Source organism: Mycobacterium shunyiense (assembly GCF_058270075.1).
In genome coordinates this window covers 32,378-45,068 of sequence record NZ_JBZDPU010000007.1, presented here as the reverse complement: position 1 = coordinate 45,068, position 12,691 = coordinate 32,378, and the positions used below count along the sequence as shown (strand labels likewise).

General features: G+C 66.1%; 14 protein-coding genes. 4 read left to right on the top strand and 10 right to left on the bottom strand.

Annotated features, from left to right (window positions below; translation table 11 throughout):
- Positions 1-21: 21 nt before the first annotated feature.
- Positions 22-798 carry an enoyl-CoA hydratase gene (locus AC4ELH_RS05765; RefSeq protein ID WP_448442738.1) on the top strand — a complete coding sequence of 259 codons (777 nt, stop codon included), beginning with the start codon at positions 22-24 and terminating at the stop codon, positions 796-798.
- Here AC4ELH_RS05765 and AC4ELH_RS05760 read toward each other — a convergent pair.
- The 6 genes from AC4ELH_RS05760 to AC4ELH_RS05735 all read right to left on the bottom strand — a co-directional run bounded on the left by AC4ELH_RS05760 (position 795) and on the right by AC4ELH_RS05735 (position 6,348).
- Positions 795-1,841 carry a zinc-dependent alcohol dehydrogenase family protein gene (locus tag AC4ELH_RS05760; RefSeq protein ID WP_498883456.1) on the bottom strand — a complete coding sequence of 349 codons (1,047 nt, stop codon included), beginning with the start codon at positions 1,839-1,841 and terminating at the stop codon, positions 795-797. The two genes, AC4ELH_RS05765 and AC4ELH_RS05760, sit on opposite strands and share 4 nt — an antisense overlap.
- Positions 1,842-1,872: 31 nt before the next feature.
- Entirely contained in the window at positions 1,873-2,547 is a 675-nt protein-coding gene (locus AC4ELH_RS05755) for a PIG-L deacetylase family protein (protein WP_463790051.1), read from the bottom strand.
- A gap of 2 nt (positions 2,548-2,549) precedes the next feature.
- Positions 2,550-2,948: an SgcJ/EcaC family oxidoreductase gene (locus AC4ELH_RS05750; RefSeq protein ID WP_498883455.1), complete on the bottom strand. Its 399-nt coding sequence runs from the start codon at positions 2,946-2,948 to the stop codon at positions 2,550-2,552.
- A gap of 41 nt (positions 2,949-2,989) precedes the next feature.
- Positions 2,990-4,354 (bottom strand): LLM class flavin-dependent oxidoreductase, encoded by a 1,365-nt coding sequence (locus tag AC4ELH_RS05745; RefSeq protein WP_498883454.1) that lies wholly within the window; start codon positions 4,352-4,354, stop codon positions 2,990-2,992.
- The gene (locus AC4ELH_RS05740) at positions 4,351-5,643 is read right to left on the bottom strand and encodes an MFS transporter (protein WP_498883571.1); all 1,293 of its coding nucleotides are present in this window, start codon (positions 5,641-5,643) and stop codon (positions 4,351-4,353) included. The genes AC4ELH_RS05745 and AC4ELH_RS05740 overlap by 4 nt, the downstream gene beginning before the upstream one ends.
- A gap of 96 nt (positions 5,644-5,739) precedes the next feature.
- The gene (locus AC4ELH_RS05735; protein WP_498883453.1) at positions 5,740-6,348 is read right to left on the bottom strand and encodes a TetR/AcrR family transcriptional regulator; all 609 of its coding nucleotides are present in this window, start codon (positions 6,346-6,348) and stop codon (positions 5,740-5,742) included.
- Between the two features lie 45 nt (positions 6,349-6,393).
- Between AC4ELH_RS05735 and AC4ELH_RS05730 the strand changes: the two genes are divergently transcribed.
- Together AC4ELH_RS05730 and AC4ELH_RS05725 are read left to right on the top strand one after the other, a co-directional pair.
- Entirely contained in the window at positions 6,394-7,539 is a 1,146-nt protein-coding gene (locus tag AC4ELH_RS05730; RefSeq protein WP_064929171.1) for a phosphotransferase family protein, read from the top strand.
- Positions 7,540-8,655 (top strand): Rv3169 family protein, encoded by a 1,116-nt coding sequence (locus AC4ELH_RS05725; protein WP_498883452.1) that lies wholly within the window; start codon positions 7,540-7,542, stop codon positions 8,653-8,655.
- A 183-nt stretch (positions 8,656-8,838) separates the two neighbouring features.
- On the opposite strand, the gene AC4ELH_RS05720 is transcribed toward AC4ELH_RS05725, so the two are convergent.
- On the bottom strand, positions 8,839-9,240 hold the full coding sequence (locus tag AC4ELH_RS05720; protein ID WP_448442726.1) for a DUF4345 domain-containing protein: 402 nt from the start codon (positions 9,238-9,240) through the stop codon (positions 8,839-8,841).
- Here AC4ELH_RS05720 and AC4ELH_RS05715 point away from each other — a divergent pair.
- Positions 9,239-9,994: an AraC family transcriptional regulator gene (locus tag AC4ELH_RS05715; RefSeq protein WP_498883451.1), complete on the top strand. Its 756-nt coding sequence runs from the start codon at positions 9,239-9,241 to the stop codon at positions 9,992-9,994. The genes AC4ELH_RS05720 and AC4ELH_RS05715 overlap by 2 nt on opposite strands.
- Before the next feature lie 36 nt (positions 9,995-10,030).
- Here the strand turns inward: AC4ELH_RS05715 and AC4ELH_RS05710 are convergent, their stop codons facing one another.
- The 3 genes from AC4ELH_RS05710 to AC4ELH_RS05700 form a co-directional block, all read right to left on the bottom strand.
- Entirely contained in the window at positions 10,031-10,396 is a 366-nt protein-coding gene (locus AC4ELH_RS05710; RefSeq protein ID WP_498883450.1) for a DoxX family protein, read from the bottom strand.
- Positions 10,393-11,067 carry a TetR/AcrR family transcriptional regulator gene (locus AC4ELH_RS05705; RefSeq protein ID WP_498883449.1) on the bottom strand — a complete coding sequence of 225 codons (675 nt, stop codon included), beginning with the start codon at positions 11,065-11,067 and terminating at the stop codon, positions 10,393-10,395. Before AC4ELH_RS05705 ends, AC4ELH_RS05710 begins: the two co-directional genes overlap by 4 nt.
- 128 nt (positions 11,068-11,195) lie before the next feature.
- Positions 11,196-12,689: a flavin-containing monooxygenase gene (locus tag AC4ELH_RS05700; protein WP_448442718.1), complete on the bottom strand. Its 1,494-nt coding sequence runs from the start codon at positions 12,687-12,689 to the stop codon at positions 11,196-11,198.
- Positions 12,690-12,691: the final 2 nt, after the last annotated feature.

Genomic DNA, 12,691 nt, shown 5'->3' with positions numbered 1-12,691 from the left:
TGCGGCGTAGCATGCGATTTTATGTCTGCTCGCGATGTTGTCCTTACCACTGACCACGGCGCTGTCCGGGTCCTCACCCTGCATCGTCCACAGTCGCGGAACGCGCTGGGACGCGAGCTGATCGAGGAGCTGTACCGCGCCCTGGACGAGGCCGACACCGACCCGGCCGTACGGACGATCGTGCTCACCGGGACCGACCCCGCGTTCTGCGCCGGCGTCGACCTCAAAGAGGCGCAGACCCTCGGCATGGACTACTTCGAGAAGTTCCGGTCGCACAACTGCATCACCAAGACCGGCGAGTTGAGCACTCCGATCATCGGGGCGATCAACGGGGCGACGTTCACCGGCGGGCTGGAGATGGCGCTTGGCTGCGACTTCCTGATCGCCTCCGAGCGGGCGGTGTTCGCCGACACCCACGCCCGGATCGGCATCCTGCCCGGCGGCGGGATGACGGCCCGGCTGCCTCACGTGGTCGGTGCGGCCATGGCGCGGCGGCTGTCGATGACCGGTGAGGTTATCGATGCCGCCCGCGCCGAACGCCTCGGCCTGGTCACCGAGGTGGTGCCGCACGAGCGGCTACTGGAGCGGGCACTGGAACTGGCCGGTCAGATCGCCGAGGTACCGGGACCGACCATGGCAGGCCTCAAAGAGATCTACACCCGCGGCAGCCAACCGATCGTCGGTCCCGCACTCGCCGCCGAGCAGGAGATCGCCGGCGCGCAGGCCCGGGATTTCGACGGTCTGGGTGACCGCTATCAGGCGGTGGCCCAACGTAACCGGGGCCAGATCGACAGCTAGCCCGGCGAGGCCGGCTCGATGATCGTGATCCCCGGCCCGGTGGGCGTGTCCATGGCGGCCATCGCCGCGCCCGCCTGATCGAGCCCCACCCGCCGGGTTACCAACAACTCCGGTTGCAGTGCACCCGACGCGAGAAGACCCAGCATCGCCGGGTAGTCGACGGCAGGCATACCGTGCGACCCGAGGATCGCGAGTTCCTGGGCGATCACCCGGTCCATCGGGAGCGCGGTCTGTGCCGCATCACCCAGCAGGAGCCCCACCTGGATATGCCGACCGCGCCGCCGCAACGAGGACACGGAGGCCGCCGCGACCGCCGGATGTCCGATCGCGTCGACCCCGATGTGTGCACCGCCGCCGGTCCGTTGCACGACTTCGGCTGCGGTGTCGGGGATCTCGGTGGCATTGATCAGCTCATCGGCTCCGAGACGGTTCGCGACGTCCAGCGCCTGAGCGCTGCGGTCCACGGCAACGACCTTGGCGCCGAAGGCTTTCGCGATCATCACCGCCGACAGGCCTACCCCGCCACACCCGTGGACCGCGACCCACTGGCCGGGCTGTACCTCACCGTGGACGACCAGGGCTCGGTACGAGGTCGCGAACCGGCACCCCAGCGAAGCCGCCGCCACGAACGAGACCTCGTCAGGCAGACGGACAAGGTTGGCCTGCGCCCGCGGGACCGCGACCCGCTGTGCGAAGGAGCCGGGCAGAGTGAAACCCGGCTGGAGCTGATCGGGGCACACCTGGGCGTTCCCGGACAAGCAGAACTCGCAGCGACCGCAACCCAGGACGAACGGCGCGGTCACCCGATCGCCCACCTGCCAGCCCGACACGTCGGCACCCAACGCCACAACGGTCCCGGCGAATTCGTGACCGGGAATGATCGGCAAGGCCACCGGATCGTGGCCCCGCCACGCGTGCCAGTCGGACCGGCACACGCCGGTGGCCGCCACCTCGACGACCACCCCGTCGTCGGGACATTCGGGATCGGCCACGTCGACCACGACGGGCCGCACGCCCACCTCGGAATAGACCACTGCACGCACAGCTGCGATGGTAAGCCGATTCCTGCCCGGTTCAGCGATGCCGCTTCAGAATGAAGCCGACGGTTCGCCCGCCGAATCCCGGCAGGGCGGGCGTCGACATCTCCACCTGTTGCCGGGCCTGTTCGACGACGGGAGTCTTCGGGTCGAGCACCGACAGGTAAACCTCATGGGCGGCAAGAGATCTCACCGCCACATCGGTATAGCCGTCGACGACCTCACAGTGCGACGGGTCCGGCCCGTTCTCGAAGAGCCAGGCCGGCGGATCGGTCAAGCTGTCGTAAGCCGCCGCGACGGCGTGGGCGAATTCGATGTGGTCACGCTGATTGGGTGCGCCGGGCGCCCAGCTGGGCCCGCTGTAGAGGGTGACGACGACGTCGGGACGCACCGCCGCGATGGTGTCGGCGATCTTCGCCCGCAGTTCGGGAGTGTCGCGAATGTTGCTGTCCGGAAAGTCCCAGAACGACACGTCATCGACGCCGACGATGGCGGCCGACCGCCGCTGCTCCCCTTCCCGCAGCGGCCCGGCCTGTTCCGGCGGCATACCGGCGATGCCGACCTCACCGCGCGAAGCCAGCGCGTACTGCACGGACTTTCCCTCGTCGGTCCACTTGGCGACGGCGGCCCCGACGCCGTACTCGGGATCATCCGGGTGGGCCACCAACACCAGCGCGGTCTGCCAATCGGTGGGAAAGGTTTGGATGGCCATCGCTAGCGCACCCGGGTGTTGTGGGCGGAGCGGATCAGCCAGCGTCCGTCGTTCTCGACGAGGACGTAGCTGATGATGCCGCTGCGGTCCTGGGCCTGTGCGCCCGGCTGGACGCGGTCGGGCCAGTCCCAGCGGGTGTGCACCAGCGCCACACCCGGAGCGACCTCGGCGATGGACTCGACCCGCTGGGTGTAGTTGCACTTCTGCCGGACAACGGATTTCGGAACATCGCGGTGCCCTTCGACATTCGCTTGACGCGAGGTCCACCAAATTCCGCCGTGTGCGACGAAGTCGGCATCCTCGGTGAAATACCGGCCCCAGCCATCCATGTCGTGTGCTACCCACAGGTCGGTGGTGGCGGCCATGACGGCCCTGATGTCCTGCCGCTCCTTCAGGTTCATGCCACCAGTGTCGGACCTCAACCGTGGTTCATGTCAATGCCTCAGGCCCAGTCCGGCGGCCGGTGGGTGGCACCGGGATGGTCCGGTGAGAGCAACGGTCCGGCCCCTCCCAGGCGCTCACGGAGTGTCACCCGCTCACCGTGGTCGGGCACTCGGCCGCGACGACGAAGTTCGGGCACGACATGGCGGGCGAAGTCGACGAAGGTGCCCGGTGTGGTGACATAGGCCAGGTTGAACCCGTCGACGTCGGCCTCGTCGACCCAGCGTTCGAGTTCGTCGGCGACCTCGGTCGGCGAACCCACCACCACCGGGCCACGCCCGCCTAGACCGACCTCGTCGGCCAGCTCTCCCGCCGTCCAGTTCCGGTCCTGCGTGGTAAACGACGCCAACGCCGAACGATTGGCCTCGGTCTGGACGTATCTCAGCGGTTCGTCGGCCCCGAGTTCGGCCAGATCGACCCCGGTCCAGCCACCGAACAGCGCCAGCGCACCTTCGGTGCTGACGTACTGCCGGTAGTCGTCCAGCTTGGCCACGGCCGCCTCATGGGTCTCTGCGACGATCGGGGTCAGCATCGTGAAAACCTTGATGGACCGGGGATCTCGGCCGTGCTCAGCGGCAGCGGCGCGCAGCGCCTTGACCGGCTTGGCCACGATTTCGGGCGTCGGGCCGGAAACGAACACCGCCTCGGCATGCGCCGCGGCGAACCGGACCCCTCGCGGCGAGGCACCCGCCTGAAACAGCACAGGGATGCGCTGCGGAGACGGTTCACACAGGAACGGCCCTGGGGCGCTGAAGTAGCGCCCCTTGTGCTCGATGTCATGGACTTTCGCCGGATCGGTGAACACGCCGCGTTCCCTGTCCCGGACGACGGCGTCGGGTTCCCACGATGCCTCCCACAGCTTGTAGCAGACCTCGAGATACTCCTCGGCGATCTCGTAGCGCTCGTCGTGCGGGATCTGGGCATCCAGCCCCAGATTCCTGGCGGCACTGTCGAGATAGGAGGTGACGATGTTCCAGGCCACGCGGCCGTCGGTCAGGTGGTCGAGTGTCGAGAACCGCCGTGCCAGCGCATAAGGCTGCTCGTAGGTCAACGACACCGTGACACCGAATCCGAGGGTCTCGGTGACCGCCGCCATGGCCGAGACGGCCAGTGTCGGGTCGTTGACCGGTACCTGTGCGGCATCGGCCACCGCGGCATCCCGCGATCCGCCGTACACGTCGTAGACGCCGAGCACGTCGGCCAGGAACAACGCATCGAAGCCGCCGGCCTCCAGCGTGCGGGCCAGATCCGTCCAGTACTTGAGCTCGCGGTATCGGTACCCCTGGTCTTCGGGGTGGCGCCACAAACCCGCGGACTGATGTCCGACGCAGGCCATGTCGAAGGCGTTGAGATAGATCCTGCTCATCGCGCGTCCCCGATCTCATCCCGATGCGTTTCCCGCGCGAAATAGGCCGCCGCGAACGTGATCGCCGTCAGCACTACGAAATATCCGACGATCAGCCACGGGGTGCCGCCACCTGCGACCAGCAGCGCCGCCGCGATCAGCGGTGCGAAACCGCCCGAGAGCACGGCACCGATCTGATACCCCAACGAGGCACCGCTGTAGCGCACCCGGGTGTCGAACAATTCCCCGAACCAGGCGGCCTGCGGCCCGTACATGGCGTCGTGAGCGATGTTGACACCGAACACGATCGACAACACGATCGCGATGTGGGACCCGGTTCCCGCCGCGACGAAGAACAGGATGAGGGCCACCACACCGGCCACCGCACCGAACAGATACGGAGGCCGCCGGCCGATCCGGTCGGACAGCATTGCCCATGCCGGCGTACTGACCAGGCCGATGGCCGACGCGATCAAGACTGCCGTCAAGCCGACCTGACTGCCCGCGGACGACGAATCCTGCAGGTAGGTCAAGGAATACGTGGTCAGAAGGACAAACAGGGCGATCTGCGAGAACCGCAGCCCGGTGGTGATCAACACATTGCGCGGTTGGGTGCGCAGCACCTCCAGCACAGGCAGCCGCGCCACCTCACCGCGGTCTCGGACCTCGGTGAAAACCTCGGCGTCGGTGAGCCGCAGCCGGATCACCAAACCGATCACGACCAGGACGGCACTGAGCAGGAACGGGATTCGCCAACCGTAGGCGAGGAAGGCTTCGGGGCCTGCGACGGTTCTCGTCACGTAGAAGATCGCCGTCGAGAGCAACATGCCGGCCGGGGAACCCAATTGGGTGAAACTGCCGAACAGGCCGCGGCGGCCTGGCGGTGCATGCTCCACCGAAAGTAGTGCCGCACCGCCCCATTCGGCGCCCACCGCCAGGCCTTGCAGCAGCCTCAGGCCGACCAGCAGCACGGGCGCGAGCAGCCCGATCTGGGCGTAGGTCGGCAGGAGTCCGATCGCGAAGGTGCTCAGCCCCATCCCCACGAGCGCGGTGACCAGAACCACCTTGCGCCCCAGCCGATCTCCGTAGTGACCAGATATCAGGGCGCCCAAGGGCCGGGCACCGAACCCCGCGGCGTAGGTCGCGAACGAGGCCAGCGTGCCCGCCGTCGACGAGATGTTCGGGAAGAACAACGGTTTGAAGACCAGGGCCGCGGCCGTGGCGTACAGGTAGAAGTCGTACCACTCGATCGTGGTGCCGACCGCACTGCCCAGCGCGACGGTGCGCGCACTCGGCTTGGCAGTGGCCAGTGAACGTGGGGCGGTAACAGTCACGTGGCCGCAGGTTATGCGGGGTTGGAACCGCTCGGAAGATTTGTCCTCAGGCTGACGTAAAGGCGTCGGACGTCACGGCTTGACGGTGGCCCCGTGCACCAGGATGGCCGCCGTCTGCGCCACCCACTCGTCGTCGAGTTCACGTTCGGGCCACAGCAGCATCCGCAGCATGGTCGACCCGCCGATGAGCTCCACCAGGCGGTCGGGGTCGACATCAGATTGGACCTCGCCCCGGACGATGCCGTCGACGATCCGGGCGCGCACGGTGACGAAGGTTCCGGCGAACCGCTGCATCACGCGGGAGTTCAGGTCGGTATCGGCGACGACATCGGCGACCAGTCCGGGCAGGGCCGCGCGCATCACCGGGCTGGTGAACACGTCGCGGGCAGCGCCGATCATCGCCCGGATATCGGCGGCGATGTCACCGGCCGGAGCGGTCAGGCCCGACGCGGTCGCGGGGAACACCGCCTCGTGGACCAGCTCGGCCTTACTCGACCACCGGCGGTACAGCGCGGTTTTCGTGGTCTGCGCGCGCTCGGCGACCGCGGCCATCGTCAGGTTCGCGTAACCGATTTCGACAAGCAGGTCCACGGTGGCCTGCAATATGGCAGCGTCGATGCGCGGGTCACGGGGACGCCCCGCTCCGGCGGTCTTGCCAACCGGTGATGGCTCTGCTTTCATAACGCTACTAACAGTATCGTAATTGTGGCCGTAAGGAACAGTTGAATGGCAAACGAGGCCGTGGACGCTCCTGTGGAGAACGTCGACCACCTGCAACGCTCCAGTCGCGACGTCACCACCCTCCCCTCGGTGCTGTCGAAATGGCTGTCCACCGTGATGCCGGGCGGTGTCACCCCCGAGATCACCGTGGAAAGCGGTGTGGACTCAAACGGTATGTCCTCAGAAACGATCATGCTGACCGGACGCTGGGAAGAGAACGGCGAGCCGAAGGAGCAAAAGTGGGTGGCCCGCGTCGCCCCCACCCAGGACGATGTCCCGGTGTTCTCGTCGTACCGGCTTGACCACCAGTTCGAGGTGATGCGGCAGGTCGGCGAACTCACCGACGTTCCCGTCCCCAACGTGCGCTGGATGGACACCACCGGCGAGGTGCTGGGCACGCCGTTCTTCCTGATGGACCGAGTCGACGGCCAGGTGCCGCCCGATGTCATGCCCTACACCTTCGGCGGGAACTGGTTCGCCGACGCCCCGATCGAACGCCAGCGCGAACTTCAGGACAGCACCGTGGCGGTGCTCGCCAAGCTGCATGCGATCCCGGACGCCGCAGAGCGGTTCGGGTTCCTGTCGGAGATCGATCCGCCCGGTGACACCCCGCTGCGCCGGCACTTCGGCTGGCTGAAGGACTGGTACGAATTCTCGGTCCCCGATATCGGCCGCTCACCACTCGTCGAGCGAGCGCTGAAATGGCTCGAGGACAACTTCCCCGAGGACGTGGCGGCCTCCGAAACCGTTCTGACGTGGGGTGATTCGCGTATCGGCAACGTGCTGTACGACGACTTCCGCCCTGCTGCGGTCCTCGACTGGGAGATGGCCACCCTCGGCCCGCGCGAACTCGATGTTTCCTGGATCATCTTCGCGCACATGGTGTTTCAGGAACTGTCCGGTATGGCCGGATTGCCCGGTCTGCCCGACGTGATGCGCGAGGAGGATGTCCGCGCGACCTACCGCGAGTTGACCGGCGCCGAACTCAGCGACCTGCGCTGGTTCTACATCTACTCGGGGGTCATCTGGTGCTGCGTGTTCATGCGCACCGGCGCCCGCCGCGTGCACTTCGGCGAGACCGAGAAGCCCGACGATGTCGAAACGATGTTCTACCACGCGCCGTTGCTGCGGCGCCTGATCGAGGAGTCCTAAATGCTCGGCCCGATGGACGAATACCCCGTCCACCAAGTCCCCCAGCCGATCGCCTGGCCCGGCTCGTCCGACCGGAACTTCTACGACCGTTCGTATTTCAACGCCCATGACCGCACCGGCGACATCTTCGTCATCACCGGTCTCGGCTACTACCCCAACCTCGGGGTGAAGGACGCTTATTTCCTGGTACGCCGCGGCAACGAGCAGACGGCGGTACACCTGTCCGACGCGATCGATCAAGACCGGCTCAACCAGCATGTGCTGGGCTACCGGGTCGAGGTCACCGAGCCGCTCAAGAAGATCCGCATCGTGCTCGACGAGACCGAGGGTGTCGCCGCGGATCTCACCTGGAACGGGTTGTTCGACGTGGTGCAAGAGCAGCCGCACCTGATGCGTCAGGGCAACCGGGTCACGCTCGACGCCCAGCGCTTCGCCCAAACAGGTTCCTGGAGCGGCTATCTGGAGATCGACGGCCAGCGCATCGACGTCGACCCGGACACCTGGATCGGCTCCCGCGACCGGTCCTGGGGCATCCGCCCGGTCGGTGAGGCCGAGCCTGCAGGGCGACCGGCCGACCCGCCGTTCGAAGGCATGTGGTGGCTGTACGTCCCGATGGCGTTCGACGACTTCTCGATCGTCTTCATCATCCAGGAAGACCCCAGCGGGTTCCGATCCCTCAACGACTGCAGCCGGGTCTTCAAGGACGGTCGTGTCGAGCAACTCGGCTGGCCGCGGGTGAAGATCCACTACCGCTCTGGCACCCGGATCCCCACCGGAGCCACCATCGAGGCCACCACACCCGACGGCACCCCCGTCCGCTTCGACGTGGAATCCAAACTGCCCGTGCCGATTCACGTCGGCGGCGGCTACGGCGGCGACGTCGACTGGATTCACGGCGTGTGGAAGGGCGAGAAGTTCACCGAACGGCGCACCTACGACATGACCGATCCGGCGGTCGTCGGCCGAACTGCGTTCGGTGTGATCGACCACGTCGGTCGCGCTGTCTGCACCGAAGGCGACGGTGCACCGGTCGAGGGCTGGGGCCTGTTCGAGCACGGCGCACTCGGCCGTCACGATCCGTCCGGCTTCGCCGACTGGCTGACTGTCGCCCCGTAGCCCTCAGTTTGTCACTCTCTAGCCGGCAGTTTGTCACGCCAGAGTGGCTGCCGCCGCCGGCAGCCACTCTGGCGTGACATGGCAATCGGAGCCCGAACCACGGCGTCACGCTGGCGTGACGCTCGGGCTTGAGCGCCACTCTGGCGTGACGATGCGGCGGAAAAGCGCGGCAGAGCGGCTGACTCAGGCCACCCAGAACAGCGCGCCCGCGCCGATCGCTTCGACCACGCAGTAGAACCAGTTGGGATAGAACGACGTACGTTCGTCGAACACCGCCGACACACCGCGGCCGACGGCCATCCCGACCAGCGCGGCGCCGACGGTGATCAGGATCCCGGTCCGGACCGCCCCCGGCGTCATGGCCGCGTAGGTCAGCACCGCGGCGATCGCGATACCGAAACCGCCATACACGCCACGGACTTCCGCGCGGGCGGCGGCGGTTCTGAGGTCGTAGTCGAACGGACGCAGAATCGCCTGCGGAGCTGCCAGTGCGTAGACACCCATGCCGAGGAAGAACACCCCGGCCACGACGATTACTGCGATGACCACGGTAGCCTCCTGATCAATTGATGAGGAGGCCAGCATGCCGCCTGAACCCGGGCCCGCGCTTCCACAAACCTGCTGCCCGACGGTGTGGCTGTGGCCGGGGCAGGCGCTCTACACCGGGCCGGGGCTCGGCCTTGAGCCGCATTCCGGATCGGTGTGGTGCCTGGCCGTCGGGATCGACGGACCGCTGACCGTGACACTCCAGGGCAGCGCCACCGTCGCACGCAGCGTGTTGATCCCGCCGCGGCTCACCCATCACCTTTCGATGCAGGGTGGGTTGGTGTCGAGCTACCTCGATCCCAGCTCGCAACGCAGTGCGTCGTGCCGGCAGCAGTTCACCGAGTTCCGGGACGGCATCGGGGTAGGCCATGCCGCAGAGACCAGACTGACGGCCATGCCGGAGGACGACGAGGCGGCGCGGCGCTGGCTGGACCTCGCCGCCCCGGATACCCCCCACCGGATCGACCCCCGGATCGAATTGGTGGCCAAGCAGATTCGCGAGAACCCCGCCGCAGCGGTATCCGCACGCGAACTGGCAGCCGCCGCGGGGGTCTCCGAATCGCGGTTCCTGCACCTGTTCCGCCGCGAGGCGGGGACCAGTCTGCGGCGCTACCGGATCTGGAGCCGGCTCGTCGCGGCCGGGACTGCCGTGGCGGCCGGTGAGAATCTGACCACCGCAGCTGCCGATGCCGGGTTCGCCAGCCCGTCACACCTGGCCGACAGCTTCAAGACCACCTTTGGACTGTCGGCGACGCAGTTGCTCTCGACGGGTCTTCGTATCCGTACGCCGTGACATGGCCAGCATGCCCAACGTGTTGGGCAGAAGGCCTCATGCCACGTATGAGACCACCAGTATGAAGGCTGAGAACAGGAGCATGCCCAGGCAATTGATCCAGAATTCCTGTTTCAGAAATCGGGCGCGGTAATGCGCATAGCAGGCGCACAGAAAATAGACGACAATTCCCGCATTGGCCGAGAACGCCACGCCTGGATATTTGAGGCCGGCAATCAACCCGACGCCGGCAAGAAGTTTGACCACGATCAGCACCCACCACCAGTCACGAGGGAGTCCGACACCATCGAGGCATCCTTGGATAAATCGCGGCGGCTTGAGCGAGATCAGCGCGTCCCCGAGGATCACGATCGCCAGAATTGCGGTGAGCCACCACCAGTGCGGCGTGTCGATCACAATCATTCTCCTTGTCGGGTTGGTGCGATGACGCACTCGATGACGTCGCGTAGTTGGTCGGGCACCGACCGGTGTCCCAATGCCTGGTTGTTGCCGCTGAGCACAATGCCCAGGTATGCGAAATAGATGGTGCGAGCGTTGCGCGCGGCATCAGACTCGCCGACACCGACGTGCAGCAGAGCCGATTCGATTTCGCCCACCAGGATTTCTGCCAGATCACCAAAGATGCTCGAAGTGTGATCTCCGCGAACAATGATCGACGCATACCGGCGTGAGAGGGCTGGATCTTCGGCGAAGTAGGTCAGGAACGGTTCGAACAGTTTGGCAATCGCCTTCGGTGCATTCGCGTGAGATGGCCTTCGGGTGAGACCTTTTCGGTTGGCGTGCACCGCTGCGATCCGGTCGTCGAACACTGCCACCAACAAGCCGTCTTTGTCTCCGACGCTCATCACGGTCCCGCTGCTTACTCCGGCATCGGTTGCGATCTGCCGAACAGTCGTCGATTCGAAGCCTTGCTCGCGGAACAGCTTTTCAGCGGTCGCCAAAACCTTGCGCTGGGTGGCATCTCGCTGTTCGGTCCTTGACTGAACATGTTCAGTGAACATGTTCAGGAGGTTGCCACCTCGTCTGGGCTGTGTCAAGGACGAGATTGTCCGAACAGCGGAAAGGCGGCGCACCAGGCATACTGCTGGCGCGGTGCGGGCTGCGGCTGGAACCGTTTGTCCTGCGCATTCACGTGACGATCGTGCGCAAACCGCTGACGAAATAGGGCGTGTCTCGCAGCAGACACGCCCGCTCGCGGTGCTTAGGAGGCCACCGACTCGGCGGCGGGGGCGCGGCCGAAGACCATCGACTCGTCGATGCGGTCGAAGCGGTGGTCGATGGCATCCAGCACGTAGTTGTGTCGCACGTGCCACGGCCGCTTGGTGCCCGAACGCGGCAGTGCATGCTCGGAACGCTGGATGTAGCCGGCCTCCAGATCCCAGGTCCGCTTCTCCGGCATCGGCGCCGCACCCTTGTGCGGGTAGGCGTGGGTGTAGCCGTGAGCGCCCATGTAGGCCAACAGGTTTGCGAACGCACGCGCGGTCATGTCGGCCCGCAGCGTCCACGACGCGTTCGTGTAGCCGATGCACCAAGCCAGGTTCGGGACATCCTCGAGCAGGAACTCCTTGTAGACATATCGCTCGGTCGGTTTGACCTCGTGACCGTCCAGCGACAACCGGATGCCGCCGAGGGCCTGCAGTTGCAGGCCGGTCGCCGTGACGATCACGTCGGCGTCCACCCGCCCGCCCGACTTCAACACGATGCCCGCGGCGTCGATGTGGTCGATGTGATCGGTGACGACATCGACCCGTCCGTCGCTGATGTGCTCGAACAGGTCCCCGTCGAGCACGAGGCACAACCGTTGATCCCACGGCTTGTATCGCGGCTTGAAATGCACGTCGACGGGATACCCCTCGGGCAGCAGGGCCACCGTCCGGCTGCGCAGGAACCGGCGACCGAGGTCGGGTGCCTTACGGAAGAAGAAGTAGCTCAGCACGTGGATCATCGCGTTGCGGAACCGCACGATCTGATGAGATAGCTTGCGCGGCAGAAACTTACGGATCGCCTGCACCGAGGGAACGATGCGGTCCGCCGACACCATGTAGGTCGGTGAGCGCTGGAGCATCGTCACGTGCGAGGCCTGCTGCGCCAGCGCGGGCACCAGACTGACCGCGGTGGCCCCGCTGCCGATCACCACGACGCGCTTGCCCGAGTAATCCAGTGACTCGGGCCAGAACTGCGGGTGCACGACGTCGCCACCGAACGTCTCGATTCCGGGGAACTCCGGGGTGTAGGGCTCGTCGTAGTTGTAGTAGCCCGTGCCGCAGAACAGGTACCGGCACCGGAAGGTCGCGGCCTGGCCGTCCTGCTCGGCGTGCACCGTCCAGGTGTCGGTGTCCGAATCCCAATCCGCCGACAGCACACGGGTGTTGAACCGGATATGGCGGTCGATTCCATGTTCCCGGGCGGTGTCGGTCAGGTAGTCGCGAATATCGCTGCCATCGGCGACGTTCTCGGGCCGGGTCCAGGGTTGATACGGAAAGCTCAGCGTGAAGATGTCGCTGTCCGAGCGGATCCCCGGATACCGGAACAGGTCCCAGGTGCCGCCGATCCGCGATCGGCGTTCCAGCACGGTGTAGGTCAGCCCGGGACTCTTCTCGTGGACACGATAGGCCGCGCCCAACCCCGAGATCCCGGCCCCGATGATGAGCACATCCGAATAGTCCGGATCCGCCGCATGGCGATCACCGCCCATGG

Coding starts and splice junctions, on each gene's coding strand:
- AC4ELH_RS05765 (WP_448442738.1), top strand. CDS start 22: ATGTCTGCTCGCGATGTTGTCCTTACCACTGACCACGGCGCTGTCCGG.
- AC4ELH_RS05755 (WP_463790051.1), bottom strand. CDS start 2,547: ATGGCCATCCAAACCTTTCCCACCGATTGGCAGACCGCGCTGGTGTTG.
- AC4ELH_RS05750 (WP_498883455.1), bottom strand. CDS start 2,948: ATGAACCTGAAGGAGCGGCAGGACATCAGGGCCGTCATGGCCGCCACC.
- AC4ELH_RS05745 (WP_498883454.1), bottom strand. CDS start 4,354: ATGAGCAGGATCTATCTCAACGCCTTCGACATGGCCTGCGTCGGACAT.
- AC4ELH_RS05735 (WP_498883453.1), bottom strand. CDS start 6,348: ATGAAAGCAGAGCCATCACCGGTTGGCAAGACCGCCGGAGCGGGGCGT.
- AC4ELH_RS05730 (WP_064929171.1), top strand. CDS start 6,394: ATGGCAAACGAGGCCGTGGACGCTCCTGTGGAGAACGTCGACCACCTG.
- AC4ELH_RS05725 (WP_498883452.1), top strand. CDS start 7,540: ATGCTCGGCCCGATGGACGAATACCCCGTCCACCAAGTCCCCCAGCCG.
- AC4ELH_RS05715 (WP_498883451.1), top strand. CDS start 9,239: ATGCCGCCTGAACCCGGGCCCGCGCTTCCACAAACCTGCTGCCCGACG.
- AC4ELH_RS05720 (WP_448442726.1), bottom strand. CDS start 9,240: ATGCTGGCCTCCTCATCAATTGATCAGGAGGCTACCGTGGTCATCGCA.
- AC4ELH_RS05710 (WP_498883450.1), bottom strand. CDS start 10,396: ATGATTGTGATCGACACGCCGCACTGGTGGTGGCTCACCGCAATTCTG.
- AC4ELH_RS05700 (WP_448442718.1), bottom strand. CDS start 12,689: ATGGGCGGTGATCGCCATGCGGCGGATCCGGACTATTCGGATGTGCTC.